Source organism: Pseudomonas sp. URMO17WK12:I11 (assembly GCF_007677725.1).
In the GTDB taxonomy this organism is placed as follows: Bacteria; Pseudomonadota; Gammaproteobacteria; order Pseudomonadales; family Pseudomonadaceae; genus Aquipseudomonas.
Genome location: NZ_VEDF01000004.1, coordinates 23,460 through 48,006 on the forward strand (window position 1 = coordinate 23,460; position 24,547 = coordinate 48,006).

General features: G+C 63.0%; 25 protein-coding genes and 1 riboswitch. Of the genes, 18 read left to right on the plus strand and 7 right to left on the minus strand.

The window, feature by feature from the left end; genetic code table 11:
* Positions 1 to 38: 38 nt before the first annotated feature.
* On the minus strand, positions 39 to 527 hold the full coding sequence (locus FS665_RS08870; protein WP_145186480.1) for an isochorismatase family protein: 489 nt from the start codon (positions 525 to 527) through the stop codon (positions 39 to 41).
* A gap of 44 nt (positions 528 to 571) precedes the next feature.
* Here FS665_RS08870 and FS665_RS23380 point away from each other — a divergent pair, with 44 nt between their 5' ends.
* Both FS665_RS23380 and FS665_RS08875 read left to right on the plus strand, forming a co-directional pair.
* Positions 572 to 736: a hypothetical protein gene (locus tag FS665_RS23380; RefSeq protein WP_178108314.1), complete on the plus strand. Its 165-nt coding sequence runs from the start codon at positions 572 to 574 to the stop codon at positions 734 to 736.
* Positions 723 to 1,658: a LysR family transcriptional regulator gene (locus FS665_RS08875; RefSeq protein ID WP_145186483.1), complete on the plus strand. Its 936-nt coding sequence runs from the start codon at positions 723 to 725 to the stop codon at positions 1,656 to 1,658. The genes FS665_RS23380 and FS665_RS08875 overlap by 14 nt, the downstream gene beginning before the upstream one ends.
* On the opposite strand, the gene FS665_RS08880 is transcribed toward FS665_RS08875, so the two are convergent.
* Complete coding sequence (locus FS665_RS08880) at positions 1,655 to 2,845, minus strand: MFS transporter (protein WP_145186486.1); 1,191 nt, start codon at positions 2,843 to 2,845, stop codon at positions 1,655 to 1,657. The two genes, FS665_RS08875 and FS665_RS08880, sit on opposite strands and share 4 nt — an antisense overlap.
* Positions 2,846 to 3,006: 161 nt before the next feature.
* Between FS665_RS08880 and FS665_RS08885 the strand changes: the two genes are divergently transcribed.
* From FS665_RS08885 to FS665_RS08905, 5 genes are all read left to right on the plus strand, one after another.
* Positions 3,007 to 3,174 carry a DUF2986 domain-containing protein gene (locus FS665_RS08885; RefSeq protein WP_145186489.1) on the plus strand — a complete coding sequence of 56 codons (168 nt, stop codon included), beginning with the start codon at positions 3,007 to 3,009 and terminating at the stop codon, positions 3,172 to 3,174.
* Between the two features lie 36 nt (positions 3,175 to 3,210).
* Positions 3,211 to 3,408, plus strand: a riboswitch (cobalamin riboswitch).
* A gap of 118 nt (positions 3,409 to 3,526) precedes the next feature.
* Positions 3,527 to 4,537 (plus strand): ABC transporter substrate-binding protein, encoded by a 1,011-nt coding sequence (locus tag FS665_RS08890; RefSeq protein WP_145186492.1) that lies wholly within the window; start codon positions 3,527 to 3,529, stop codon positions 4,535 to 4,537.
* On the plus strand, positions 4,534 to 4,974 hold the full coding sequence (locus FS665_RS08895; RefSeq protein ID WP_145186496.1) for a pseudoazurin: 441 nt from the start codon (positions 4,534 to 4,536) through the stop codon (positions 4,972 to 4,974). The genes FS665_RS08890 and FS665_RS08895 overlap by 4 nt, the downstream gene beginning before the upstream one ends.
* Before the next feature lie 155 nt (positions 4,975 to 5,129).
* The gene (locus FS665_RS08900) at positions 5,130 to 6,116 is read left to right on the plus strand and encodes a DUF1852 domain-containing protein (protein ID WP_145186499.1); all 987 of its coding nucleotides are present in this window, start codon (positions 5,130 to 5,132) and stop codon (positions 6,114 to 6,116) included.
* 28 nt (positions 6,117 to 6,144) lie between these two features.
* Positions 6,145 to 7,173, plus strand: coding sequence for a methionine synthase (locus tag FS665_RS08905; protein WP_145186502.1), 1,029 nt, complete (start codon positions 6,145 to 6,147; stop codon positions 7,171 to 7,173).
* Positions 7,174 to 7,182: 9 nt separating this feature from the next.
* On the opposite strand, the gene FS665_RS08910 is transcribed toward FS665_RS08905, so the two are convergent.
* On the minus strand, positions 7,183 to 8,061 hold the full coding sequence (locus FS665_RS08910; RefSeq protein ID WP_145186505.1) for an SMP-30/gluconolactonase/LRE family protein: 879 nt from the start codon (positions 8,059 to 8,061) through the stop codon (positions 7,183 to 7,185).
* 187 nt (positions 8,062 to 8,248) lie between these two features.
* Here FS665_RS08910 and FS665_RS08915 point away from each other — a divergent pair, with 187 nt between their 5' ends.
* From FS665_RS08915 to FS665_RS08925, 3 genes are all read left to right on the plus strand, one after another.
* Entirely contained in the window at positions 8,249 to 9,220 is a 972-nt protein-coding gene (locus tag FS665_RS08915) for an aliphatic sulfonate ABC transporter substrate-binding protein (RefSeq protein ID WP_145186508.1), read from the plus strand.
* Between the two features lie 15 nt (positions 9,221 to 9,235).
* Positions 9,236 to 10,600, plus strand: a complete 1,365-nt coding sequence (locus tag FS665_RS08920; protein ID WP_145186511.1) for an LLM class flavin-dependent oxidoreductase — start codon at positions 9,236 to 9,238, stop codon at positions 10,598 to 10,600.
* Between the two features lie 132 nt (positions 10,601 to 10,732).
* Positions 10,733 to 11,569, plus strand: coding sequence for a bifunctional allantoicase/(S)-ureidoglycine aminohydrolase (locus FS665_RS08925; protein ID WP_060477124.1), 837 nt, complete (start codon positions 10,733 to 10,735; stop codon positions 11,567 to 11,569).
* A 63-nt stretch (positions 11,570 to 11,632) separates the two neighbouring features.
* On the opposite strand, the gene sodC is transcribed toward FS665_RS08925, so the two are convergent.
* Entirely contained in the window at positions 11,633 to 12,148 is a 516-nt protein-coding gene (gene sodC, locus FS665_RS08930; protein WP_145186513.1) for a superoxide dismutase family protein, read from the minus strand.
* A 206-nt stretch (positions 12,149 to 12,354) separates the two neighbouring features.
* Here sodC and FS665_RS08935 point away from each other — a divergent pair, with 206 nt between their 5' ends.
* The 6 genes from FS665_RS08935 (at position 12,355) to FS665_RS08960 (ending at position 19,644) form a co-directional block, all read left to right on the plus strand.
* The gene (locus FS665_RS08935; RefSeq protein ID WP_145186516.1) at positions 12,355 to 13,272 is read left to right on the plus strand and encodes an AEC family transporter; all 918 of its coding nucleotides are present in this window, start codon (positions 12,355 to 12,357) and stop codon (positions 13,270 to 13,272) included.
* A gap of 48 nt (positions 13,273 to 13,320) precedes the next feature.
* Positions 13,321 to 13,932 (plus strand): cell wall hydrolase, encoded by a 612-nt coding sequence (locus FS665_RS08940; RefSeq protein ID WP_145186519.1) that lies wholly within the window; start codon positions 13,321 to 13,323, stop codon positions 13,930 to 13,932.
* A 162-nt stretch (positions 13,933 to 14,094) separates the two neighbouring features.
* Positions 14,095 to 14,946, plus strand: coding sequence for a CAP domain-containing protein (locus FS665_RS08945; protein WP_145186522.1), 852 nt, complete (start codon positions 14,095 to 14,097; stop codon positions 14,944 to 14,946).
* A gap of 52 nt (positions 14,947 to 14,998) precedes the next feature.
* Positions 14,999 to 15,610: a LysE family translocator gene (locus FS665_RS08950; protein WP_145186525.1), complete on the plus strand. Its 612-nt coding sequence runs from the start codon at positions 14,999 to 15,001 to the stop codon at positions 15,608 to 15,610.
* Positions 15,611 to 15,826: 216 nt separating this feature from the next.
* Positions 15,827 to 18,244 carry a glucose/quinate/shikimate family membrane-bound PQQ-dependent dehydrogenase gene (locus FS665_RS08955; RefSeq protein WP_145186527.1) on the plus strand — a complete coding sequence of 806 codons (2,418 nt, stop codon included), beginning with the start codon at positions 15,827 to 15,829 and terminating at the stop codon, positions 18,242 to 18,244.
* Between the two features lie 131 nt (positions 18,245 to 18,375).
* On the plus strand, positions 18,376 to 19,644 hold the full coding sequence (locus FS665_RS08960) for a carbohydrate porin (RefSeq protein WP_145186530.1): 1,269 nt from the start codon (positions 18,376 to 18,378) through the stop codon (positions 19,642 to 19,644).
* A gap of 32 nt (positions 19,645 to 19,676) precedes the next feature.
* Here the strand turns inward: FS665_RS08960 and argE are convergent, their stop codons facing one another.
* Positions 19,677 to 20,837: an acetylornithine deacetylase gene (gene argE / locus FS665_RS08965; protein WP_145186533.1), complete on the minus strand. Its 1,161-nt coding sequence runs from the start codon at positions 20,835 to 20,837 to the stop codon at positions 19,677 to 19,679.
* Positions 20,830 to 21,507, minus strand: coding sequence for a DUF1028 domain-containing protein (locus FS665_RS08970; protein ID WP_145186536.1), 678 nt, complete (start codon positions 21,505 to 21,507; stop codon positions 20,830 to 20,832). Before FS665_RS08970 ends, argE begins: the two co-directional genes overlap by 8 nt.
* A gap of 290 nt (positions 21,508 to 21,797) precedes the next feature.
* Here FS665_RS08970 and FS665_RS08975 point away from each other — a divergent pair, with 290 nt between their 5' ends.
* On the plus strand, positions 21,798 to 23,111 hold the full coding sequence (locus tag FS665_RS08975; RefSeq protein ID WP_145186539.1) for an NAD(P)/FAD-dependent oxidoreductase: 1,314 nt from the start codon (positions 21,798 to 21,800) through the stop codon (positions 23,109 to 23,111).
* On the plus strand, positions 23,111 to 23,527 hold the full coding sequence (locus tag FS665_RS08980; protein WP_145186542.1) for a RidA family protein: 417 nt from the start codon (positions 23,111 to 23,113) through the stop codon (positions 23,525 to 23,527). The genes FS665_RS08975 and FS665_RS08980 overlap by 1 nt, the downstream gene beginning before the upstream one ends.
* 36 nt (positions 23,528 to 23,563) lie before the next feature.
* Here FS665_RS08980 and FS665_RS08985 read toward each other — a convergent pair whose 3' ends face one another.
* Positions 23,564 to 24,469 carry a LysR family transcriptional regulator gene (locus tag FS665_RS08985; protein ID WP_145186545.1) on the minus strand — a complete coding sequence of 302 codons (906 nt, stop codon included), beginning with the start codon at positions 24,467 to 24,469 and terminating at the stop codon, positions 23,564 to 23,566.
* Between the last annotated feature and the right edge of the window lie 78 nt (positions 24,470 to 24,547).

The window sequence follows — 24,547 nt, forward strand, 5'->3', positions numbered from 1 at the left end:
GCATGCTAAACCAGGCACGCAAGTATGACGCGGTTTTCTCAAGCGTATGATGGGGCGATGTCAGCCATCACCTCGGCCCGAGTGGTAAGGCGCCCGAAATGATGCTGCCAGAGCTCTGTACCCAGTTTGCCGGAGCGGTCCAGCGCCGAACCGACGGTCAGGTCGGTGACCAGTGTCGGGCAAAGGCCTGCGTCGAACAGCGCAAAGCCTGCGGCCAGCACGCAGGTTTCAGTTTGCATGCCGCACACCAGTACACGCGCCACCCCCAGTCGCTTGAGGTATTCGATCGCTGCAGGGGTTTGTCCGTAACCGTGCTTGACGAACACCTGGTCCACCTCGATCAGGCATTCATCTTCGGCGGCCGGGTGCCAGCCCAGTTGCTGTTGAAACGGCGTCACCGCCTCATCGTGCAACTCGATCGAGGCGATCGACGGAATGTTCGCCGAAAACAAGCGGATGCCATCGACCAGCCACTCCGGTGGGCTGAAGGTGGACTGCACATCGACGATCAGCAAAGCTTGCTGCATGAACCGCTCCTGAACACTACAAATGGCCGCGGAGTATAGCCGCAATGCTCGAGCTACTCACCGCTGCGCACGTCATCCATACCCTTGGCACCGGGTTGCTGGAACTTCGCCCAGGTGTCGCGGCTCATTGGCAGTTGCGGTTTGCACCCCATCGTGCGAATAAAACGGCTTTGATGATACTCAAGGAACTGGGTGATGTTTTCGTCTGAACGGCTCAAAGGGCTCGACGTGTTCGTCGCCGTGGCCGATCTTGGTAGTTTCACCGCAGCGGCCGACCGGCTGAACCTGACCGGTTCTGCGGTCAGCAAGAGCATGGCGCGCCTCGAGCAGCGCCTGGGCGTACGGCTGTTCAACCGCACCACGCGGACCCTGGCGCTGACCGAAGCGGGCGTCACCTTCTACCGCACCTGTACCTCGGTGCTGGCAGACCTGGAGCAGGTCGAGCATGCCCTTGGTGCCCAGGGCGACGAGCCCCATGGCAAGGTTCGCCTGGACCTGCCCGCGTCCTATGGTCGCCTGCACGTGCTGCCGCTGGTGCTGGCGTTCATCCACCAGCATCCGCTGCTGCAACCGCACATCTCGTTCTCTGACCGGTTCATCGACCCGGTCCACGAGGGTATCGATATCGTCGTGCGCATCGGTGGGCCGGATACCTGGTCGGCAGCGCTGGGTCATCAGTACTTTGGCGCGCAACGCCTGATCTTCTGCGCCTCACCCGCCTACCTCGCGCAGCACGGATGGCCACGCACCGCGCGGGATCTGGACCAGCACCACTGTGTTGGCTACGGCCATGGCGATGGCCAGGTCAGCCCGTGGTTCTTCAAGGGTCGCCAGCCCGGCGAGATGGAACGGCGCACGCTGCAGACGCGTATTGCCGTAGGCGATGGCGAAGGCGAAGTGGCGGCGGTGCTCGCCGGGCATGGCATCGGCCAGCTGCCAACCTGGCTGACCCAGCGGCACATCGATCAGGGCACCCTGGTCGAGGTGCTGCCGGAGCTGGCCACCGATGGCCTGCCCATGCACCTGGTGTGGCTGAAAAGCCGTGAGAACCTGCCCAAGGTGCGAGCGCTGCTCGACTACCTGCTACCCAGGCTGGCGCCGCACGGTAGCCAGCCTGGTGCCCTGCCCTAGCGGCCGGGCTTGAGCCTGCGCACCAGCACGGCCAACAGCAGCGCCAGGGCGGCCACGGCGGCGGCCACGTAGCCGAGCCAGGCAACGCCCAGATTGGCGACTGTCATGCCGCCAACGATCGCGCCGATGCCGATACCGGCATTGGCCGCCGATACATTGGTCGTGCCTGCCAATGCCTGCGCCTGACTGACCGACTGCATGACCCGCACTTGGCTCACCGGATACAGCGCCGTGTTGGCAATCCCCCACAGGCCAAGCGCCACGCAGAACAGCCAGCCGCTGCCAGCCAGGGCCACCGTGGCAGCCATGCCCAACCCCAGCAGGGCCAGGAAACCGATGGTGGCGTTGATCGGCGAACGATCCACCGCCTTGCCGCCAATCCAATTGCCGACCAGGCCGATGGCGCCAAAGCCCATCATCCACCAGCCTACTTGTTGCGGCGCCACCCCCGCGACCCGCTCGAGGATATCAGCCAGGTAGGTGTAGGCGATGAACATCGCGCTGAACACCAGCACCGACAGCAGCACGTTGCCGAGAAACACGGGTTGCTTGAAGATCTGCGCCTGCTTGAGCAGGTCCACCTTGGCCGTGCGCGCAACCGTGGGCATGTACACCCACATGGCCACGGCCATGATCAGCGACAGCCCTGCCAGCAGCCAGAATGCACCGCGCCAGCCAACGGCACTGGCCGCGACGGTGCCCAGTGGTATGCCCAGCAACATGGCTGCAGAAATTCCCAGGTACACCCGCGAAACCGCCTGCCCGGCGCGCTGCGCCCCGGCCAATTGCCCGGCGGTTTCACTGGCAGTGCCCCAGAACACCGGCAGTGCCAAGGCAGGCACCACGCGCGCCAGCGCCAATAGCCAGAAGCTGTTCGACGCGGCGGCCACGGCATTGGATGCGGCGAACAGCAACAGGATGCCAATGAACAGCTTCTTGCGATCCAGGTGCGACAGCATCGCCGTCAGCGGTGGGCCGAAGATCATCACTGTGAACGCGAACAGCGTCACCAACTGCCCGGCAAGCGCAATGGAAATACCAAGATCCCGGGCCAACGCCGGGAGCAACCCGACGATCAGGAACTCGGTGGTGACGATCAGGAATGCGGAAAACGCCAGAATCAAGATGCTGACGCCTGCAGCCCGGGAGGTAGTACTCACTTGGGCGGATGTTTCATAAACAGACATTGAAGGGCTCCGACAGAGGGCCACTCAGTTTATTCATTCCCTAAATGATGATTTATGGTGTTTTATCCCAACTGACATGAACTCATTTCATTAATTAATAAACCCGGCTGCGCATCAGGCCCGGGTACAATGCGCGCACCTGTTGCACAGCGAGCCGGAAGATGAACCGCCAGAAGAAACTCAAACAGCTGCTCAAAGCCCACCAGAAGAAAGCCAATGCAAAGCTCGCGCCCAAGAGCAACAAGCCCAGGTACATCAGCAAGGCTGACCGGTTGAAGCTTGATGATCAGGCCAGCCAGGCCGGCACCGAGGCAGAGCCGCTGGCATAAAGGGCTTGCACGCCCTTTCCCTGGGCGGCTCGATGCTCTAGGATGCCGCTCGCCGGTTTCCATCACGGAATTAATAGGGAATCCGTCGTTCGCCCCCGGTGAGCGAAACGGAACTGCCCCCGCAACTGTAGGTGCCGAGCCTGCTCCATCAACGCCACTGGATGAATTCCGGGAAGGCAGGAGCCGGGCCATGACGCATCAGTCAGGAGACCTGCCGGCACATATCACCAACCGGCGGGGTGTCCGGGATGGCCATCCTCTGCCCTGCCTGGGGTTCTGTTCCATGTGTCCATGGAGCCTGGCGATGCCTGTCCTGCGTGCCTGCCGCGCACCGCTCGATAGGAGATCGCCCATGTTGCCCCGCCTGTACCTGTTGCTCGCCGCCATCAGCGCCCCCGCGCTGGCCCATGCCCAAGCCACGCACTACCCACTTACGGTGGAGAATTGTGGCGTAGCGCAGACCTTCGGCCAGGCGCCGCAACGCGCAGTGACCATCGGCCAGGCCGGTACCGAGATGCTCTACGCCTTGGGCCTGGGCAGCAAGGTGGCCGGCACTTCATTGTGGTTCAACAATGTGTTGCCTGAATTCAAGGCGCAGGATCAGCAGGTCGAGCGCCTGGCCGACAACGATCCTAGTTTCGAGGCAGTGGTCAACAAGCGTCCGCAACTGGTGACGGTGCAGTTCGAATGGATGGTCGGGCCCCAGGGTGTAGTTGGTACCCGCGAGCAGTTCAGCGAGCTGAACATCCCCACTTACCTGCTGCCTTCCGACTGCGAAGGCAAGGATAACCTGGTCGGCGCAGACGGCACTCGCCTGCAGCCGTTTCGCATCGACACGGTCTATAAAAGCGTCAGCGAGCTAGCCGCGATCTTCGACGTACAAGACCGTGGCGAAGCCTTGAACAACGACCTGCGCAGGCGGCTGGAGCGCGCCAAGCAGCATCTGGCCGGCAAGGACCTGTCGCACACCTCGGCGATGTTCTGGTTCTCCAGCGCGGATCTTGAGATCGATCCGTACGTCGCCGGTCGCCAAGGCGTGGCCGATTTCATGCTGCAAACCCTTGGCGTGCGCAACGTCGTGCAATCCCACGAAGAGTGGCCGACCGTGGGCTGGGAAACGCTGGCCAAGGCCAATCCAACCTGGATCATCATCGCGCGCATGGACCGCCGACGCTTCCCCGCCGACGATTATCACAAGAAGCTGGAATTCTTGCGCAACGACCCGGTCACCCGGCAGATGGAGGCGGTGAAGAACGGGCGCATCGTGATTCTCGACGCCGATGCAATGCAGGCCGGGATTCGCTTGTTCCGCGGCCTGGAAACCCTGTCGACGGCATTTGCCAGCGGTGAGGGCGGTCAATGAACGGCCGTACCACAGGCGCAGTGCTGGTACTGCTCGCGGCGGCCAGCGCTGCCACCGCTGCCCTCGGCGCAACCTTCGAGGTGAAGATGCTCAACCGTGGGGCTGGTGGAGCCATGGTTTTTGAACCCGACCATCTGCGCATTGCGCCGGGTGACAGCGTGCGCTTCGTGCCCACCCACAGCAGCCACAACGCAGCCAGCATGCCATCGCTGCTACCGGCCGGTGCCGAGCCGTTCAAGAGCCAGATCAGCCAACCCTTCGTGCACAGGTTCGCGGTGCCGGGACTGTACGGCATCCAGTGCATCCCTCACCTGGGAATGGGCATGGTCATGCTCATTCAGGTAGGCGCTGCGCAAGCGAAAGCCCCGGCATTGCCAGCAGACCTGCCGGCTCGGGCTGCATCACGCCTGCAACATCAGCTGCAAGCGCTCAAATAATCGCGCAAACAGTACGGCGCAGCCGTTGACGCCAACGATGCGCCGTCATGAACATCATCGAAGTAGCAGTGAAATCAATTCAGTATTAAGTGACAGCGGCCGCCCCTACACTACAACTCACTTTATTGAGCCCGTAAGGATTCGCGGAACTTGTCATGAACAGCCCAGCCTTTGATTTCACGCTCAGTCGCGTAGCGTTCGATGAACACTACCGGCCGGCCGACACCACGCGCATTACCACCAACTTCGCCAACTTGGCGCGGGGCGAGCACCGGCAAGAAAATCTGCGCAATACGCTGGCCATGATCAACCACCGTTTCAACGCCCTGGCGTGCTGGGATAACCCCAAGGCAGAGCGCTTCGCGCTTGAGCTCGAGATTGTTTCCGGCGCTGTGCAGTTGGATTCGAACAGTGCTGCTGCGCCCCTGCCGCTGATCGAGATACTGCAAACGACGATTATCGATCGGCATACCCAGACGCGCACTGCTGGCATGCTCGGCAATAACTTCTCATCTTATGTGCGTGATTACGACTTCAGTGTCTTGTTGGCGCAGCATAATGAGCAACGGCCTAACTTCAGCGCACCGGAAAACTTCGGCGTGCTGCACGGGCAACTGTTCAAGCAGTTCGTCAACTCGGCGGCCTATCGTGAGCAGTTCGCCAAATCACCGGTCATTTGCTTGAGCGTTTCAACCAGCAAGACTTATCGACGCACCGACAATCACCACCCGGTACTCGGCGTCGAATACCGCCAGGATGCCCACTCCCTGACCGACCAGTACTTCGCTCACATGGGGTTGCAGGTTCGTTACTTCATGCCCACCGGCTGCGTCGCGCCGCTAGCCTTCTATTTCGCAGGCGATCTGCTCAACGACTACAGCAACCTCGAGCTGATCAGCACCATCAGCACCATGGACACCTTCCAGAAGATTTACCGCCCGGAGATCTACAACGCCAACGCAGCGGCGGGCGCGGTGTTCCAACCCAGTTTGCAGCATGCGGACCACTCCTTGACGCGCATCGTCTACGACCGCGCCGAACGCGCGCGCCTGGCCGTCGAACAAGGACGCTTCGCCGAAGCGCACTTCATCAAACCTCACCAGGCACTGCTGCAGCAGTGGCTCGCCCGTCACGCTGCCTGACCCAGGCACTTCAACAAGGCTACTTTCCATGAACACATTGCTTCCTACCTCCACGGCCGGCAGCCTGCCCAAGCCTGCCTGGCTGGCGACCCCTGAAACCTTGTGGGCACCCTGGCAGTTGCAGGGCCAGGCACTGGATGACGGCAAACATGACGCGTTGCGCCTGGCCCTGCTGGATCAGCAACAGGCCGGGCTGGATATCGTCAGTGACGGCGAGCAGACCCGCCAACACTTCGTCACGACCTTCATCGAACATCTGCATGGGGTCGATTTCGACCGGCGCGCGACCGTGAGAATCCGCGATCGCTATGACGCCAGTGTGCCTACGGTGGTCAGCAGCGTGGCGCGGCAACGACCGGTGTTCGTCGAGGACGCCAAGCGTCTGCGGCAACTGACCGGCCAGCCGATCAAGTGGGCACTGCCCGGCCCCATGACGATGATCGACACGCTGTACGACAGCCACTACAAAAGCCGCGAAAAGCTGGCCTGGGCATTTGCCGAGATCCTCAATGAGGAAGCCCGTGAATTGGAAGCTGCGGGGGTGGACATCATTCAGTTCGATGAGCCGGCCTTCAATGTGTTCTTCGATGAGGTCAACGACTGGGGCATCGCCACACTGGAACGCGCTGCGCAAGGCCTGCGCTGCGAAACAGCGGTGCACATTTGTTACGGCTACGGGATCAAGGCCAATACTGACTGGAAAAAGACCCTGGGGTCTGAATGGCGGCAGTACGAACAGGCGTTTCCCAAACTGCAGACATCGGCCATCGACATCATTTCGCTGGAGTGCCACAACGCGCGGGTGCCCATGGAGCTGCTCGAGTTGATCCGCGGCAAGAAGGTCATGGTTGGCGCCATCGATGTCGCCAACCATGCCATTGAAACGCCTGAGGAAGTCGCCGACACCTTGCGCAAGGCGCTGGCATTCGTCGATGCCGACAAGCTGTACCCCTGTACCAACTGCGGCATGGCACCGCTGCCCCGGCAGGTGGCCAGGGGCAAGCTGGAGGCACTGGTCAAGGGCGCCGACATCGTCCGCCAGGCGCTTGCGGGCTAGACGCTCGGCTCAGCGCTGCGCCTCGGTCGGCTGGTCAGGGGGCGTCAGTTGCAATACCCGGTCGCGGCCGCCTTCAGCAAGCAAGTAGCCGCCGTGGCCGTCGGCGACGATCGACTGCGGCGCCTTGAGGAAGGTCAACACGGTGTGCTGTGTACCGTCCGGGTCGACCCGCAGCAGGCGTGCGCGGTGCGTGTTGTCTTCGCTGATCCACAAGCCGCGCTGGTCACACATCAGGAATGTCGGATGACTCAAGCCGCCGACCACGACAGGGTCATTGCCGTCTTCGGAAAGTGCCCGGACCACACCGGTGCCTTTTTCGGTGTAAAGCAGGCGGCCGCCATCGCAGCGCGCCAGGCCCTCGGTCTCGGTCAGGCCGGAACGCAACACCTCAACCTCCCCGCTCGCCCAGTCGTAGCGCATCAGACGGCCATTACCCTTGCGATCTTCGATGGCATAGAGGTGGTCGCCGTCGTTCCACAGCCCCTGGACGCTCTCGCCGTGAAACAGGTCAGTGACTGTGCCGTTGCGCGACAGGCTGACCGGTGCGCTGCCGCCTTCCTGGCTGAATACCCAGCCGCCAAGCGCGGCGGTCATGCCATCGGGCTTGGACAAACTGTCGATCAGCACCTGGCGCTGACCGTTGGCGGTGATCTTCAGGATGCTGCCTTTGCCATCATCCAGTTCGCGGCTGACCAGCAGACTGCCATCGGCTTGGGGCAGCAGCGAGGCGGCCTTGGCCACATCGCGGTGCAACACACTGACGTTCCAGCCATCGGCTGCCTGAACGGGGTAGAACGATTGCCAGGCGAAAAACCCGAGGGTGGCGCACAACAGGCCCGCGGTGACAATGAGAACGATGCGCGTGCTGCGCCAGTGGAGAATCGACATGGTTGGACTCCTTGAAACTGGCGCGAATGCTAGCAAGAGCATGTGAAAATTTCGTCATCATACGACACAAACACAAAATGATATAAAAAGAACAAAACAATCTAACCAAATGGAATTAACAAATTGAAAGGCCGCTGCAGCCTCCTTACGCTTGGGTCACCGTTGCCCATCTCGAGGAACCTGCACCATGCCCTTTTCTTCCCTGCGCCGAGTGTTGCTCGGCGGCCTCTTTGCCAGCCTCGCCGCCAGCCTCTTGCCAAGCGCTTCGGCACTGGCCGAGCAAGCCAAGACACTGCGCATCGGCTACCAGAAATTCAACAGCATCAACATTCTGAAAAGCAGCGGCGCCCTGGAGAAAGCCCTTGCGCCAAAGGGCGTGCAGGTGAGTTGGCATGAGTTCGCTGCTGGCCCGCAATTGCTCGAAGCACTGAGTACCGGCGCCATCGATTTGGGGCACGCCGCCGATGCGCCATCGGTGTTCGCCCAGGCGGCCGGTAAACCGGTGGTCTACCTCGCCGCTGAACAACCCTATCCGCGTGGCATCGGTTTGGTCGTGCGTGAGCAGGACCAACTCAGCAGTGTCCAGTCGCTCAAGGGCAAGCGGGTGGCCACTGGTCGCGGCTGGAATGCCCAGTACCTGCTGGCGGTGGCGCTTGAACAAGCCGGCCTGAGCTACCAGGACATCACCCCGGCCTATGTCAACAATGCCGCCGATGCGGTGGCGGCGCTGCAGTCCGGCAGCGTGCAAGCCGCGACGTTGTGGGATCCGTTTCTGGCGGCGGCCGAGCGCCAGCCGGGCTTGAAGAACCTGCGCGATGGCAGCGGCCTGTCCAACAACCGTACCTTCTACTTGTCGACCGCCAGCTTTGCCGACCAGCACAAGGACCTGCTCAAGACATTCTTCGGCGAATTGACCAAGGTCAGCCAGTGGGCTAACGCCAAACCCGGCGAAGTCGCGGCATTGCTGGCGCCGCAGCTGGGCATCAGCGCCAGTGTGCTGGAGGTAGCCAGCGAACGACGCAACTACAATGCGGTGGCGATCACCCCGCAGATCATCGCCGAACAGCAGAAGCTGGCCGATACCTTCCAGGGGCTGGGCCTGATTCCGCGCAAGCTGCAGGTGGCCGACGCGGTCTACCCCTCATCCGTGCTGCCTTGAGCGGGAGTGCTGACGATGCCGCGTCCGATCCGTTTCAATGCGTTCAGCATGAACGCCGCCAGCCATCAGTCGCCGGGGCTGTGGCGTCACCCGCGCAATACCAGCGTGGCGTTCAACCGCCTCGACTATTGGACCGACCTGGCCCGCCTGCTGGAGCGCGGTCTGTTCGATGCGCTGTTCATCGCCGACGTCATGGGCATCTACGATGTCTACCAGGGCGGCCCACAGGCCGCCTTGCGCGGCGGCGTGCAAGTGCCGGTCAACGACCCTTTGCTGGTGGTGCCGGCCATGGCCGCCGTGACCGAACACCTGGGGTTTGGCGTGACCTTCTCGCTGACCTACGAGCACCCTTATCCCTTCGCCCGGCGCATGTCCACGCTCGATCACCTGAGCAATGGCCGGGTCGGCTGGAATATCGTCACCGGTTACCTGGACAGCGCGGCGCGCAATCTCGGGTTGCCCAGGCAGTTGGGACATGACCAGCGCTACGAGCTGGCCGAGGAATACCTTGAAGTGCTGTACAAGCTCTGGGAGAAGAGCTGGGAAGACGACGCGGTGCAACTAGAGGGCGACACCGGACGCTACATCGAGCCCAGCAAAGTGCATGCGATCGCTCATCACGGCGAACATTTCCAGGTACCGGGCATGCACCTGTGCCAGCCTTCGCCACAACGCACCCCGGTACTGTTCCAGGCCGGCGCTTCGCCGCGCGGGCAGCAGTTCGCCGCCCGCCACGCCGAGTGCGTATTCATCAGCGGCCCCTCGACCACCGTGCTGCGGCGCTACGCCGACGGCATTCGCAGCGCCGTTGCCGCCGCCGGCCGTGCGCCGGGCGAGGTGCTGATCTACGCCCAGGCGTTGTTGATCGTAGCGCCGACCACCGAGCAGGCCGAGGCGCGCTTTGCCGAATATCGGCATTACGTGGATGTGGACGCGGCCCTGGCGCTGCTATCGGGCTGGACCGGCATCGACCTGGCCGGGCTCGACCGTACGGCACCCATAGAATATGTCGAGAACGACGCCGGCCGCGCGGCGCTGGCGGCTTTCACCGCCGCCGACCCGAACCGGCGCTGGACCGTGGCTGAAGCGGCGCAATTCATTGGCCTGGGTGGACGCGGGCCGGTACTGGTGGGCTCGCCCAGCGACGTCGCCGATCAGTTGGAAACCTGGCTTGAGCAGACCGGTATCGATGGTTTCAACCTGACCTATGCCGTGCAACCTGACGATCTGACCCATGTGGTGGAGCTGCTGGTGCCGGAGTTGCAACGTCGTGGCCGCTACCCTTCGACTTATCGTGACGGTACCTTGCGGCACAAGTTGTTCGCGGCAGGCGACCAGTTGCCCGACCGTCACGTCGGGCGGCGCACCGCCATTCGTTAATTGAATGTCGAGTATTACAACATTTAATTTGTGGATGACGCGCACGGCCCCCTATGCTGTGCGCAACTTCCCTGCGCGCACCGGCCGGTGTGGTCCAAGGCACGGGGAGAGAACAACAAATCGAGACCGCTCATGTCGAACCATTCCTACTTCGCCCCTCACGGTGGGCACCCGGCTCAAACCGAGCTGCTGACTGACCGTGCCATGTTCACCGAAGCCTACGCCGTGATTCCCAAGGGCGTGATGCGTGACATCGTCACCAGCCACCTGCCGTTCTGGGACAAGATGCGCATGTGGGTCATCGCCCGGCCGCTGACCGGCTTCGCCGAGACCTTCTCGCAGTACATCGTCGAAGTAGCGCCGGAAGGCGGCAGCGAGCGCCCTGAGCTGGACCCTAACGCCGAAGCGGTGGTGTTCATCGTCGAAGGCCAGTTGGACATCACCGTCGAAGGCAAGCACCACACCCTGACCCCGGGCGGTTACGCGTTCCTGGCGCCAGGCGCCGAGTGGAGCCTGCGCAACAATAGCCAGGCCAACGTCACCTTCCACTGGCTGCGCAAGCACTACCAGAAAGTCGAAGGCCTGGCCGTGCCAGAGTCGTTCGTCACTCATCGCGACAACGCCACGGTCATCGAGATGCCGGGCACCGAAGGCCGTTGGGTCACCACCCGCTTCGTCGACATGGCCGATATGCGCCATGACATGCACGTCAACATCGTCACCTTCCAGCCGGGCGGCGTGATCCCGTTCGCCGAAACCCACGTCATGGAGCATGGCCTTTATGTGCTGGAAGGTAAGGCGGTGTACCGCTTGAACCAGGACTGGGTCGAAGTCGAAGCCGGCGACTTCATGTGGCTGCGCGCGTTCTGCCCGCAAGCGTGCTACGCCGGCGGCCCAGGCAAGTTCAGCTACCTGCTGTACAAGGACGTCAACCGTCACGTGCACCTGACGCTCAACCCGCAGCGCTGACACTGGTTGCTTGCTGAAAACGACTGAGGCCGCATTGCGGCCTCAGTCGTTTGTGCAGGGTGCTTACTCGACCACGCCACAGGCGAAGCGGGCACCGCCGCCGCCGAGTTTCTCCGGATGATCGCTGTGGTTGTCGCCACCGGCGTGCACCATCAGCGCGTGGCCTTTGAAATCCTCGGCCTTCAGACGCGGCGCCAGAACCGGGTAAGTGGCTTTGCCGTCAGCTGCGACGTACAACGCGGGCAGGTCGCCACGGTGGCCGCTGTCATCGTACGGACCTTTGTGGGCATTGGTGGAATCTGGGTCCCAGTGGCCCCCGGCAGCACCGGCCGGCACCGCCTTGCCATTGTCATCGGCCGGCGCGCAGGACGGCTTCTGGTGCAGGTGGAAACCATGCACGCCTGGCGGCAGGTCTTTGAGGTCCGGCGTCAGCAGGGTGCCGTATTTGTTCTGCTCGATAGTGATGGTGCCGATCGACTTGCCGGGGCCATCGCTCCCGGCCAGCTTCAGTTCCACCGTCTGGGCGGCCTGGGCGAGGCCGGCCGAGGCCAGCAAGGCGGTGAAGACGACTGCTTTCATGTGTGTTCTCCATGGTGTGAAATCGGCAGGTGGCTATCCACATATGGGATAGGACTATGCCAGGTGCAAGGCATTCCCTTGGGCCACAGACTGTAACACCTTATGTGCACCCCGCTCCTTCCGTTCTCAAGCACGCTGCTGATGGGTCTTAATCGCATGGGCAGACCGGGTTAATCTGTGCCGCCTGCCGACAACGGAACGCGCCCATGATCCACCTGCTTCTAAACACTCTCCTTCCGATCATCTTGCTGATCGGCCTGGGCACCTTCTTGCGCAGCCGCGGCTTTCTTGCCGAGGCGTTCTGGCCCGGTGCCGAGCGTTTGAGCTACTACGTGTTACTGCCATCGCTGTTCGTGCATGGTTTGGCGACCGCCGATCTTCAAGGCGTACCCGTGCTGGGAATGGTCGGTGTACTCATGCTGGCTACGCTGCTCGGTGGCGGGCTGTTAATGCTCTATCAAGGTATCGCCGACCATGAGGGTGCCGACTTCACATCGTTGTTCCAAGGTGGGGTGCGTTTCAACAACTACATCGGCGCCACGTTGGCTGCCGGGATCTACGGCAGTGCAGGGATTGCTCTGGCGGCCGTGGCCAATGCGGCCATCGTGCCGCTGGTCAACCTGCTCTGCGTGCTGGTATTTGCCCGTTTCAGCGCACGGCACAGTTCAGTGGCCCACGTCCTGCGCGCGATTTTCGCCAACCCACTTATCATCGGTTGTGTCATCGGCCTGCTGCTGCGGCTCACTGGAACAGGCCTGGGAGAAGGGTTGGAGCCTACCATCAAGGCGCTTGGCCAAGCCGCCCTGCCCTTGGGCCTGCTGTGCGTGGGCGCAGCGCTTGGCGGCGCACGGTTGAGCCAGCACCTACGCCCCCTCGCGGCAGCCTCGGCGTTCAAATTTCTGGCGATGCCGCTGATCACCTGGGGGCTGTGCAGGCTTTTTGGATTGAGCGGGCCGGCAGCAGTGGTGGCGGTGCTGTTCCAGGCATTACCGACGGCGTCCTCGTCTTATGTGATGGCTCGGCAAATGGGTGGCAATGCGCCCTTGATGGCGACGATCATTGCACTACAGACACTCTTGGCAGGCCTGACACTGCCTTTGGTATTAATGCTTACGCTTAATTGAAGCCGCTTGGCTAGACTATCAGGTATCGCCCGTCGTGGATGCTCAATCATGTGTCGCTCCTGGATCACTGTTAGCTTCATCTGCGTTGCGCTGGCCTGCCCCGTACACGGCGCAGAGGGCGCCTCAGCCGCAGTGGCGCAGGACAAGGCCCAGGTCCTGGAAGAAAAAGTGGTAGAAGACGGTCCACTGCCCAGAGAGGCCGAAACCCTGTCACCCAGAGAGGTGCGGGCTGTCGATCCGGCCGGCCAGGATGCCATCGACGACAGCATCACCTGCCTGGCGCGCACCATTTACTGGGAAGCCAAGGGTGCCGGTGCCAAGGACATGAGCGCGGTAGCCAGCGTAGTGCTCAATCGCCTGGGCCACGACGGGTTCCCCGACACCATCTGCGCGGTGGTCAAGCAGGGTCTAGAGAGCAAGTCATGCCAATTTTCCTGGTGGTGCGACGGCCGTCCCGATCAGGTCGAGGAAGAGGACCGCTACGGGATCGCCAAGGAAATTGCACGCAAGGCCCTCAACCAGCAACTCCAGGACATCACCGGTGGCGCCCTGTATTTTCACGACCGCAATGTGCGCCCAAGCTGGATCAAGGCCTATCGCAAGACCGGCGAGACGCGACACTTTTTGTTCTACAAACCCAATCAGGCCCTCGCGCGCTAGCGCCGCCGTCGCACTTTTTCGGGCTTTCCGGGTCTACTTGCTCTTTTGCCGCCCGCAAGCCTTGCGGGCTTTCCACGCTTTGCACGAGACGGGCCAAAACCCTCGCGCTTGTGTAGGATGAGCAGCGCATACCATGACGCTGCCAGTCACAGGGAGATCCACATGCGCGTCCTGTCATCCGTTGCCGCCTTGTCGCTGGGGCTGGTCTTCTCGACCGCGGCCCTGGCCGTTACCGGCGAAGAGGCGCGACTGATCGATTCGATCAACAGCTACCGCAGCCAGGCCCAAGCATGCGGCAGCGGTGCTTCGCTGGAACTGCCGCCGCTCAATAGCGATACCCGTCTGGCATTGTCGCCAGAAGGCACTCGTGACCTGCAGCAGGCCATGAGCCGCGCGGCTTACCCGATGGTCAACGTCCAGGCCATCAGCCTGTCCGGCCCACGCGACGCACCCGCAGCCATGCATGCCATCGAAGAGAGCTTCTGCCAGGTCGTGCTCGACCCGCAGTTCGTCGACATCGGCGTGAGTCAGGAGGGCCGTGACTGGCGCATCGTGCTAGCCCGACCGCTTCTGAGCGGGCGCCTGGGCGACTGGCAGGCTGAGGGGCAGAAGCTGTTGCAGGCCATCAATACGGCGCGCAGCGCGCCGCACCAATGCGGCGGTCAACCGTTCGCCGCCGCACCGGCGCTCACCTGGAGCAGCGTGCTGGCCGGTGTAGCGGCCGAGCATACCCGGGCCATGGCCAATCAGAACTTCTTCGATCATATCGACAAAGAGGGCCGCACCCCCGGCGATCGCGCAGAGTTGGCCGGCTACCTGTACCAGCAGATCGGCGAGAACATCGCCGCCGGGCGTGATTCGGCGCAGAAGGTGGTGGAGGGCTGGCTGGACAGTCCAGGCCATTGCGCGACCTTGATGAATCCTGACTTCAAAGAGCTGGGCGCCGCCTACGCAGTCGATCCGAAAAGCGATGCCGGGATCTACTGGACCAGCCTGTTCGGCACCGCTCAATGATCCTTCGGGCTGGTCTACACTGAGCGCAGTCCAATCTTGCGAGGACTCGGACATGGCACTCGATACCTGGATCCTCTACCTGCTGGCGAGCATCGGCCTGTCCTTGACTCCCGGCCCCAATAGCCTGCTCGCCTTGACCCACGGTGCAGTCTACGGTGCGCGCCGTACGCTGTTGACCATCAGCGGCGGGGCGCTGGGTTTTTGCGCCTTGATCGCCCTGGCGATGTTCGGGCTCGGCGCGTTGCTGCAGACGGGGGCCTCGGTGCTGACCGTGCTCAAATGGGTCGGCGGCGGCTACTTGCTCTGGCTCGGCATCCAGCTCTGGCGCAGCCCTGCCCTGCACCTGGAACTGAGCGAAGGCGCCGCGCGCCTGAGCAATGCCGGCATGTTCCGCCAGGGTCTGCTGTCGGCCCTGGCCAACCCCAAGGTGGTGTTGTTCTACGCGGCCTTCTTGCCGCAATTCATCGATCCCAAGCTTGGCCTGCTTAGGCAATTTGCGATCATGGCGCTGACTTTCGTCTGCGTCGAATGCGCCGTGGAGTTCGCCCTGGCCACCGCAGCCGGACGCATACGTCCTTGGCTGGCACGCGGCGGCAAAGCGTTCAATCGCTGCTGCGGGAGCCTGTTCGCCCTCATCGGCGTGGCCCTGCCGCTCAGCCGGTGATCGGCTGATCACGCCTAATACCAAAGTCTGTAGCGCCTTCTTTAAATCGCAGAAATGCCGTTTTTCCTGCGTTTTTCCAAGCATGTTCTAGACTTTTACTGATCAAACGTAAAGTTCAGCCCTGCGACAATCCGCCTCGATTTATTTTGTACTAACTTGTTAATTAGCAAGCTAAGGGCTTAAACTGCGCGCATTCCACCTGCTGAGATCCCTGGCATGAACGAAACACCGCGCACGTCTCGCGCCACAACTTTCATCCTGGTCGGCTTGGGCGTGATCATCGCCCTGCTCGGCCTGCTCCTGGCTGCCGGCGGCATCAAGCTCGCCGGTCTGGGCGGCTCCTGGTACTTCCTGATCGGCGGGCTGGCCATGGCCATCGCCGGCGTGCTCATCGCCCGGCGCAAACGCGCTGGTGCCTGGCTGTATGCAGTGTTCCTGCTGGGTACCGCACTCTGGGCCTTGATCGACGCCGGCCTGGTGTTCTGGCCATTGTTCTCGCGCCTGTTCATGTTTGCCGCCATCGGCCTGGTGGTCGCCCTGGTCTACCCGCTGCTGGCGCGTGCCAATGGTGTCACCAGTGGGCGCGGCGCCTACGGCATCGCCGGGGTGCTGGCCATCGCGCTGGTGATCGCCGCCGGCAACATGTTCGTCGCCCACCCAAGTGTGGCACCGACCGGCAAAGGCCCTGGCATAACGCCGGTCGAAGCCGGCAAAGCGCAGAAAGACTGGGCGCATTACGGCAACACCGAAGGCGGTAGCCGCTTTGCCGCGCTCGACCAGATCAACCGTGACAACGTCGACAAGCTCAAGGTGGCCTGGACCTACCACACCGGTGATGTGGCGTTCAGCGACGGCAACGGCGCTGAAGACCAGATGACGCCGCTGCAGATCGGCAGCAAGGTGTTCATCTGCACCCCGCACAACAACCTGATCGCGCTCGACGCCGACACCGGCAAGGAGCTGTGGAAGAATGAAATCAACGCGCAGTCCAAGGTCTGGCAGCGCTGCCGCGGCCTGGCCTACTTCGACGCCACCAACGCCGTCGCCCAGCCGACCCAGCCTGACAGCTCGCCGGTCACTGGCGGTACGGTGGCCCCAGGTGCCAACTGCCAGCGCCGACTGTTGACCAATACCATCGACGGCCGCCTGATCGCGGTCGATGCCGACGATGGCCAGTTCTGTCAGGGCTTTGGCAACGACGGTCAGGTCAACCTGATGGCCGGCTTGGGCAATGTGCCAGATTCCTACTATCAACTGTCGTCTGCGCCATTGATGGCCGGCACCACCGTAGTGGTCGGCGGGCGCGTCGCCGACAACGTCCAGACCGACATGCCAGGTGGCGTGATCCGCGGTTTCGATGTGATCACCGGGGAAATGCGCTGGGCCTTCGACCCGGGCAACCCGCAACAGCGCAACGCGCCGGAAGGCGACAACACTTATGTGCGCAGCACGCCGAACAGCTGGGCGCCGATGTCCTACGATCCGGCGATGAACACCGTGTTCCTGCCGATGGGCTCTTCATCCACCGACATCTATGGTGTGGAACGCAACAAGCTGGATCACACCTACGGCGCTTCGGTGCTGGCCCTGGACGCGACCACGGGCAACGAAAAATGGGTGTACCAGACCGTACACAACGACCTGTGGGACTTCGACCTGCCGATGCAGCCGAGCCTGATCGACTTCACCAAGGACGATGGCAGCTCGGTGCCTGCGCTGGTGATCGGCACCAAAGCCGGGCAGATCTACGTGCTCGATCGCGCCACCGGCAAGCCGCTGACCAAGGTCGAAGAAGTCCCGGTCAAGCCAAGCAACATTCCCAACGAACCGTACTCCCCGACCCAACCTAAATCGGTCGGCATGCCGCAGATCGGCGCGCAGACCCTGACCGAAGCGGACATGTGGGGCGCCACCCCGTACGACCAACTGCTGTGCCGCATCGATTTCAAGAAGATGCGTTACGACGGCTTGTACACTGCACCGGGCACCGACCTGTCGCTGAGTTTCCCAGGGTCGCTGGGCGGCATGAACTGGGGCAGCCTGTCGACCGACCCGGTGCATGGTTTCATCTTCGTCAACGACATGCGCCTGGGCCTGTGGATCCAGATGATCCCCTCGCAGAACAAAGGCGACGCTGCTGCCGGCGGTGAAGCACTGAACACTGGCATGGGTGCGGTACCGCTCAAGGGTACGCCCTACGCGGTGAACAAGAACCGCTTCCTGTCGATTGCCGGTATTCCGTGCCAGGCGCCGCCGTTCGGTACGCTGACGGCCATCGACATGAAAACCCAGCAGATCGCCTGGCAGGTCCCGGTCGGTACCGTCGAAGACACAGGCCCCCTGGGCATCCGCATGCACCTGCCGATCAAGATCGGTTTGCCAACCCTCGGCGGCACCCTGTCGACCCAAGGCGGTCTGGTGTTCATCGCCGGTACCCAGGACTTCTACCTGCGCGCCTACGACAGCAGCAACGGCAACGAAATCTGGAAAGCCCGCCTGCCAGTCGGCAGCCAGGGTGGCCCGATGACCTACGTCTCGCCGAAAACCGGCAAGCAGTACGTGGTGATCACCGCAGGCGGCGCACGCCAGTCCACTGACCGCGGCGACTACGTGATCTCGTACGCCCTGCCATAACCCCGCGTCGCTGCATGCGCGGCCGAGCCCGCTCCCTCAAGACCTTCGCTGCCCATGCCCATGCCCATGGCGCAGTGCTTGAAGGAGCGGGCTCGTTTGCGCACAGGCCTTGAAAAACACGAGAGACCGCAATGCCATCCGCAATACGCATCACCCCTACCCTGTTGCTGGCCTTGGTCAGCGGCACCGCCGTGGCCGACGGCGACCTGCTCGCCCGTAGTACCCTGACCGGCGACTGGGGCGGCCTGCGCCAGCAGCTGGAAGCTGACGGCGTGAAGATCACCGGCGATTACAGCGGCGAAACCGCGTACAACGCCCACGGTGGCCTGCACCGCTCCGCCCGCTACTCGCAGAACGTCAAGCTGGGCGTGCAGTTCGACCTGTCGAAACTGTATGGCCTGGACAATGGCGGCAAGGTCCAGCTGACGATCAACGACAGGCGCGGTAACAGCGCCTCCGAAGACCTGGTCGGCAACCGTCTGCCGATCCAGGAAAACTACGGCGGCCTGTATACCCGGCTGACCGAGTTGAGCTACGAGCGCACCCTGTTCACCCCGGCCCTGAACCTCAAGCTCGGCTACATGGCCATGGGCAACGACCTGGGCGGCCTGGACAGCGGCATCCTGTGCAATTTCATGAACGCAGGCTTCTGTGGACACCCGTTGAACATGTCGGGCGGCAGCGGCTGGAGTAACTACCCGAACGCGCACCTCGGGGCGCGGGTGAAATACGACTTTTCGCCGTCCTGGCAGCTGCGCGTTGCCGCGTTCAACGTTGATCCGCAAAGCAACGGCAACTCCAGCCGCGCCTGGCACCTGGGGCCTAAGCACACCACAGGTACCGTGCTGCCGGTGGAGCTGGTGTACAAGCTGCAAGGGGAACTGCCGGGTGAATACAAACTCGGCTACTACTACGACAGCTCCGATGTGAAACGCATCGGCAGCGACGGGCAGGTGTCCGGCCGCAGCGGCCACTACCTGCTGGTCGATCAGGCCGTATGGAATGACCCAAGCCTGGCGGGGCGCAGTCTGCATGCGTTCGGCCAATACTCGGCATCGAGCAAGGCCGCTTCGCCCTTCACCAAGTGGTACGGCGCAGGCGTGGTGCTGTACCAGCCATTCGCGGGCCGTCCGCGCGACACCGTGGCCCTGGGCTATGGGCGTGCCGTGCCGAACCCGCGTAGCCGCGAGGTGCTCGAAGACGCAGCGTTCGATGCGGGCGCGCCGTTCCCCGACATCGACCACGCCGAGCAGTTGATCGAGTTGAGCTACGGCTATCAAGCCACGCCTTGGCTGAACCTGCGCCCGGATGTGCAATACATCATCGAACCTGGCGCGTTTTCGGGCAAAGCCATCGACAACGCCCTGGTGCTTGGCCTGCAAGTCAAGGCCAGCTTCTAACCCCTGTGGGGCTGCGCTGCAGCCCCGCATGGTCAGCCCTGCTGCAGGTAGTCGACCAGCCTGCGCAACATCTCATCGCAGCCTTGCAATTGCTCGAGGCTGACGAACTCATCGGGTTTGTGGCCCTGCTCCATGCTGCCCGGACCGCAGACTACCGTGGCGATACCGGCCTGATCGAACAAGCCACCTTCGGTGCCGAATGCCACGGTGCCGAACTGCGTCGAGCCACTGAGCAGCGCCACCAGGCGGGCTGCCTCACTGTCGGCCGCTGTCGCCAGCCCTGGGTAGGCGCTCAGGCCATCCAGGCGAATGGCGCTGGCCGCACTGACCTTGCGCATGCGCGGTAGCAACTCGGCCTCGGCGTAGGTTTGCAATTGATCGGCCACGGTCTGCGCTTCGAACCCTGGCAGGGCGCGCACTTCGAAGTCGAATGTGCAGGCCTCAGGCACAATGTTCAATGCCGTACCGCCGCTGATCACACCGGTCTGCACCGTGGAAAACGGCGGGTCGAAGCGCGTGTCGTGGTGGGCTGGCTGGGCCAGATCAGCGCCGATTTCACCCAGCTTGCCAATCAGCCGGGCGGCGTACTCAATGGCGTTGACCCCCTGCGGCGCATACGCCGAATGGCAGGCAGCGCCCTGCACATGACAGCGCATGGCCAGCTTGCCCTTGTGGCCCAGCACTGGTTTGAGCTCGGTAGGTTCGCCAATCAGGCACAGGCGCGGCTTGTAAGCGCGCTGCTGCAATGCCGCAAGCATCGACCGCACGCCCAGGCAGCCTACTTCCTCGTCGTAAGAGAACGCCATGTGCACGGGCAGGCGCAGTGGCTGGGCGAGAAACGCCGGCACCGCCGCCAGCACCGAGGCGATGAAGCCTTTCATGTCAGCAGTGCCGCGACCATACAGACGGCCATCGCGCTCGCTCAGGGCAAACGGCGGCAGCGTCCACGCCTGGCCGTCCACCGGCACCACGTCGGTATGCCCGGACAACACCACACCGCCCCTGTCCTGCGGACCGATGGTGGCGAACAGGTTGGCTTTGGTGCCCTCGGCGTTATGGAACAGCTCGCTGTGCACTCCAAGCGCGGCGAGATAGTCGCGAATGAAGTCGATCAGGTGCAGGTTCGATTCACGGCTCACCGTGGGGAATGCGACCAGGCGCGCCAGCAGTTCGCGGCTGCTGCACTCACGCATCGCCTGGTACTCCATAGCTCGGGGCGGTGGTGGGGTCCAGCGCCCGGGTCACGTAGTCCTGCATCTGCGGGCGATAGGCTTGCCAAAGGCGAGCGAGTTCGCCGATCGGGTCCTGCTCGGCCCAGTCGACCCGCAGGTCCACCAGCGGCCAGGTCAGCTCGCCGGCGATCTTCAGGGCCGCCGAGTGCACCGGCCCCGCCTCGCCACCTGCGGCCATGGCTGCCTGCATGGCGGCGAGCAAGCGGTCGGCCAGAGGCCCGCCGGTGTGCTCAAAAGCGTCCACCATCGCCTCGATCACCTGGACCCCGGACAACAGGTTGCCGGCCGCCGCGCACTGCTCGCCGGCCACGGCGTGGTGTACGCCCAGCGCTTGGTTGCCGGTGAACAGTGCCACTTCCCCGTGACTGTCGATCACCGTGACCTGGCGATACTCGCTCCAGCCATTGGCGCTGAGTGCGCGATCCAGCGCGGCCGCTGGCGCCAGTTGGCCTTGTTCCAGAAGATCGAGGATCTGCGGCCCCAGTGCCGGCAAGGTGATGTTCTGCGTAGCGACCGCACCTACGCCGGCCCGCACCCATGGGCAGCGGGCACCCACGCAGATGCTCGACGAGCTGATGGCGATGCCGACCTGGCCGGTTTCCTGGCAGCGACCAACGATGGAAAAGGTCATGGTGCAACTCCTGTTGATTTAAGCGTTACCCCGCATTCTGTAGGCAAGCCACACGCCAGCAAACGACCATTTTCCTGCCCCTTGAACAGGAAAAAACTAAGCCCTCCGAGCCCGGCCGGGCAGCACCGATCGGGCCGTTGCAAGCCATGTATCCCAAGGCCTTCGCCGTTTTATCGGCAAGCCCCAGCTAAATACTATTTTCGCCTTGTTCCGGGCATCCCTAGTCTGGCCCCAGGCAATGGCGGTCTTCCAACCGACCTGACAATAACCGCCTGAACAAGGGCTCGGACATGACACTGAACAACATCGACATCGACACGCTCGTGGTGGGCGCCGGCCAAGCCGGTGTGGCCATGAGCGAACATTTGAGCAAGCTTGGCGTGCCGCACCTGGTGCTCGAGCGCAACCGCATCGCCGAGGCCTGGCGCAGCGGACGCTGGGATTCTCTGGTGGCCAACGGCCCGGTCTGGCATGACCGTTTCCCCGGCCTTGAATTCAACCTCGACGCCGACGCCTTCGCCGGCAAGGACCAGGTGGCGGACTACTTCGAGCAATACGTGCGCAAGTACAACCTGCCGGTACGCACGGGCATCGAAGTCAAACGCGTGGTGCGCAATGCCGACCGCCCAGGCTTCACCGTCGAGACCAACGAAGGGGTGATCCGCGCCAATCGCGTGGTGGCGGCGACCGGGCCGTTCCAGAAGCCGGTGATCCCGGCGATCGCGCCCAAGGACGACAGCCTGCATCAGATCCACTCCGCCGCCTACTTCAACCCCGAGCAATTGCCCGCGGGCGCGGTGTTGGTGGTAGGTGCCGGTTCTTCGGGGGTGCAGATCGCCGAGGAACTGATGCGCGCCGGTCGCCAGGTCTACCTGTCGGTCGGCGCCCATGACCGTCCGCCGCGTGCCTACCGCAACCGTGATTTCTGCTGGTGGCTAGGCGTGCTGGGTGAGTGGGACGCGGAAATCGCCAAGCCTGGACGCGAGCACGTCACCATCGCCGTCAGCGGCGCCCGTGGCGGCCACACCGTGGATTTTCGCGCCCTTGCTCATCAGGGCATGACCCTGGTCGGCCTGACCCAGTCGTTCGACAACGGCGTGGCGCACTTCCAGGACAACCTGGTGGACAACATCAAGCGAGGCGATGAGAACTACCTGGCCCTGCTCGACGCCGCCGACGCCTATGTCGAGCGCAACGGCCTGGATCTGCCGCTGGAACCGCAAGCTCGACAGCGCCTGGCCGACCCCGCTTGCATGGTCGAGCCGCTGCGCCAGCTGGACCTGGCCGAAGCCGGCGTGACCAGCATCATCTGGGCGACCGGCTACGGCGTCGACTTCAGCTGGTTGCAGGTCGACACCTTCGATGCCAACGGCAAGCCGCAGCATCAGCGCGGGGTGGCGCGGGAACCGGGCGTGTACTTCCTCGGCCTGCCATGGCTGTCGCGGCGCGGTTCGTCGTTCATCTGGGGGGTGTGGCATGACGCCAAGCACGTCGCCGGCCATATCGCTACCCAACGCACCTACCTGGCCTACCGTGACCGCGAGCAGCGTGAAGCGGATCAGCAGCCAACCCTCAGCACTGTCAGCCACCTCGGAGCACACTGATGCCTACGCATACCCGCATCCGCATGTTCAACACCAAACAGACCTACCCCAATCAGAGCCTGGACAACGACCTGTGCCAAGCCGTGCGGGCGGGCAACACCGTCTACGTGCGCGGCCAGGTCGGCACCGACTTCGCCGGCAAGCTGGTGGGCCTGGGCGATCCACGGGCCCAGGCCGAACAGGCGATGAAAAACGTCAAGCAGTTGCTCGAGGAGGCCGGCTCGGACCTCTCGCACATCGTCAAGACCACCACCTATATCACCGATCCACGCTTCCGCGAGCCGGTGTACATGGAAGTCGGCAAATGGCTCAAGGGAGTGTTCCCGATTTCCACCGGCCTGGTGGTCGCGGGCCTGGCGCAGCCTGAGTGGCTGATGGAAATCGATGTCATTGCAGTGGTGCCGGATCAGCCGTGATTCGCTACCCAAGGGGCGCCACGCGCCCCTTGGTGTTTAGAACTTGGCCAGTTCTTCGCGGCAGAACTCCACGAACAACTGCGCAGGCTTGGTCAGTTGCACACGCTTCAGATGCGCGGCCGCCAGCCCTGACAGCGCCACCGGCTCGGCGATGTCGATCATCACCAGCTTCTGCCCGTCATACGTGCATTCCGAATGTGGCCGCGTCACCAGCAGCGAGAAGCCGAACCCCTGGCCGACCATGCCGCGCACCATCTCGATCGACGGCGAGCTGAACACGATATTGGGCGTCAGGCCCAGGTCATTGAACAGGCTGACGAAATACGTGCGACTTGGCGCGACGTCCAGCAGGATCATCGGTTCCGGACACAGGTCGCGCAGCGACACCTGGGCCTGGCCGGCAAAGCGGTGTTTTTCCGGCAGCAGCACATAGGGCTTCTGCGGCGCCATCAGCGGTTCGGCCTCGATGGTGCCATCGAGGTCGTGTTCGTAGAGAAACGCCAGGTCGAATGTGCCGGCAGTCAGGCCTTGAATCAGGTCTTGTTGTTCGCCGTCGCGCAGGCGAATATCGACGCCGGGGTAACGCTGGCGAAAGCCTGCGATCAAACGCGGCAGGTAAAGCGGCGCCACTGTCTCGAAACAGCCTATGTCGATCTGCCCGGCCACCGTATCGTTGTCGGCCAGCGCGTTCTGCTCGAACTCGTGAGCCATCTGCAGCAGTGACTTGGTCTTGGCATAGAAACGCTTGCCACTGGGCGTTAGCGACACGCCCTGGGCATGGTGGCGGATGAACAGCTGCACGCCGAAGCTCTCTTCCAGGCTCTTGATCGCGGTGGAGATCGACGGCTGGGCGATATACAGCTGGCGTGACGCCTCGGCAACACTGCCGGCCTCGACGGTGGTGACGAAATACTTGAGTTGTCGCAGGGTATAGGAAGCCATGGGCACCTCGGTGGCGCTGGGAACAGGCGCCTGGTTCTGATGTGCCACCACTTTACCTCGGCGCGGCGCACAGCGGAC

Coding starts and splice junctions, on each gene's coding strand:
- FS665_RS08870 (WP_145186480.1), bottom strand. CDS start 527: ATGCAGCAAGCTTTGCTGATCGTCGATGTGCAGTCCACCTTCAGCCCA.
- FS665_RS23380 (WP_178108314.1), top strand. CDS start 572: ATGCTCGAGCTACTCACCGCTGCGCACGTCATCCATACCCTTGGCACC.
- FS665_RS08875 (WP_145186483.1), top strand. CDS start 723: ATGTTTTCGTCTGAACGGCTCAAAGGGCTCGACGTGTTCGTCGCCGTG.
- FS665_RS08880 (WP_145186486.1), bottom strand. CDS start 2,845: ATGTCTGTTTATGAAACATCCGCCCAAGTGAGTACTACCTCCCGGGCT.
- FS665_RS08885 (WP_145186489.1), top strand. CDS start 3,007: ATGAACCGCCAGAAGAAACTCAAACAGCTGCTCAAAGCCCACCAGAAG.
- FS665_RS08890 (WP_145186492.1), top strand. CDS start 3,527: ATGTTGCCCCGCCTGTACCTGTTGCTCGCCGCCATCAGCGCCCCCGCG.
- FS665_RS08895 (WP_145186496.1), top strand. CDS start 4,534: ATGAACGGCCGTACCACAGGCGCAGTGCTGGTACTGCTCGCGGCGGCC.
- FS665_RS08900 (WP_145186499.1), top strand. CDS start 5,130: ATGAACAGCCCAGCCTTTGATTTCACGCTCAGTCGCGTAGCGTTCGAT.
- FS665_RS08905 (WP_145186502.1), top strand. CDS start 6,145: ATGAACACATTGCTTCCTACCTCCACGGCCGGCAGCCTGCCCAAGCCT.
- FS665_RS08910 (WP_145186505.1), bottom strand. CDS start 8,061: ATGTCGATTCTCCACTGGCGCAGCACGCGCATCGTTCTCATTGTCACC.
- FS665_RS08915 (WP_145186508.1), top strand. CDS start 8,249: ATGCCCTTTTCTTCCCTGCGCCGAGTGTTGCTCGGCGGCCTCTTTGCC.
- FS665_RS08920 (WP_145186511.1), top strand. CDS start 9,236: ATGCCGCGTCCGATCCGTTTCAATGCGTTCAGCATGAACGCCGCCAGC.
- FS665_RS08925 (WP_060477124.1), top strand. CDS start 10,733: ATGTCGAACCATTCCTACTTCGCCCCTCACGGTGGGCACCCGGCTCAA.
- sodC (WP_145186513.1), bottom strand. CDS start 12,148: ATGAAAGCAGTCGTCTTCACCGCCTTGCTGGCCTCGGCCGGCCTCGCC.
- FS665_RS08935 (WP_145186516.1), top strand. CDS start 12,355: ATGATCCACCTGCTTCTAAACACTCTCCTTCCGATCATCTTGCTGATC.
- FS665_RS08940 (WP_145186519.1), top strand. CDS start 13,321: ATGTGTCGCTCCTGGATCACTGTTAGCTTCATCTGCGTTGCGCTGGCC.
- FS665_RS08945 (WP_145186522.1), top strand. CDS start 14,095: ATGCGCGTCCTGTCATCCGTTGCCGCCTTGTCGCTGGGGCTGGTCTTC.
- FS665_RS08950 (WP_145186525.1), top strand. CDS start 14,999: ATGGCACTCGATACCTGGATCCTCTACCTGCTGGCGAGCATCGGCCTG.
- FS665_RS08955 (WP_145186527.1), top strand. CDS start 15,827: ATGAACGAAACACCGCGCACGTCTCGCGCCACAACTTTCATCCTGGTC.
- FS665_RS08960 (WP_145186530.1), top strand. CDS start 18,376: ATGCCATCCGCAATACGCATCACCCCTACCCTGTTGCTGGCCTTGGTC.
- argE (WP_145186533.1), bottom strand. CDS start 20,837: ATGCGTGAGTGCAGCAGCCGCGAACTGCTGGCGCGCCTGGTCGCATTC.
- FS665_RS08970 (WP_145186536.1), bottom strand. CDS start 21,507: ATGACCTTTTCCATCGTTGGTCGCTGCCAGGAAACCGGCCAGGTCGGC.
- FS665_RS08975 (WP_145186539.1), top strand. CDS start 21,798: ATGACACTGAACAACATCGACATCGACACGCTCGTGGTGGGCGCCGGC.
- FS665_RS08980 (WP_145186542.1), top strand. CDS start 23,111: ATGCCTACGCATACCCGCATCCGCATGTTCAACACCAAACAGACCTAC.
- FS665_RS08985 (WP_145186545.1), bottom strand. CDS start 24,469: ATGGCTTCCTATACCCTGCGACAACTCAAGTATTTCGTCACCACCGTC.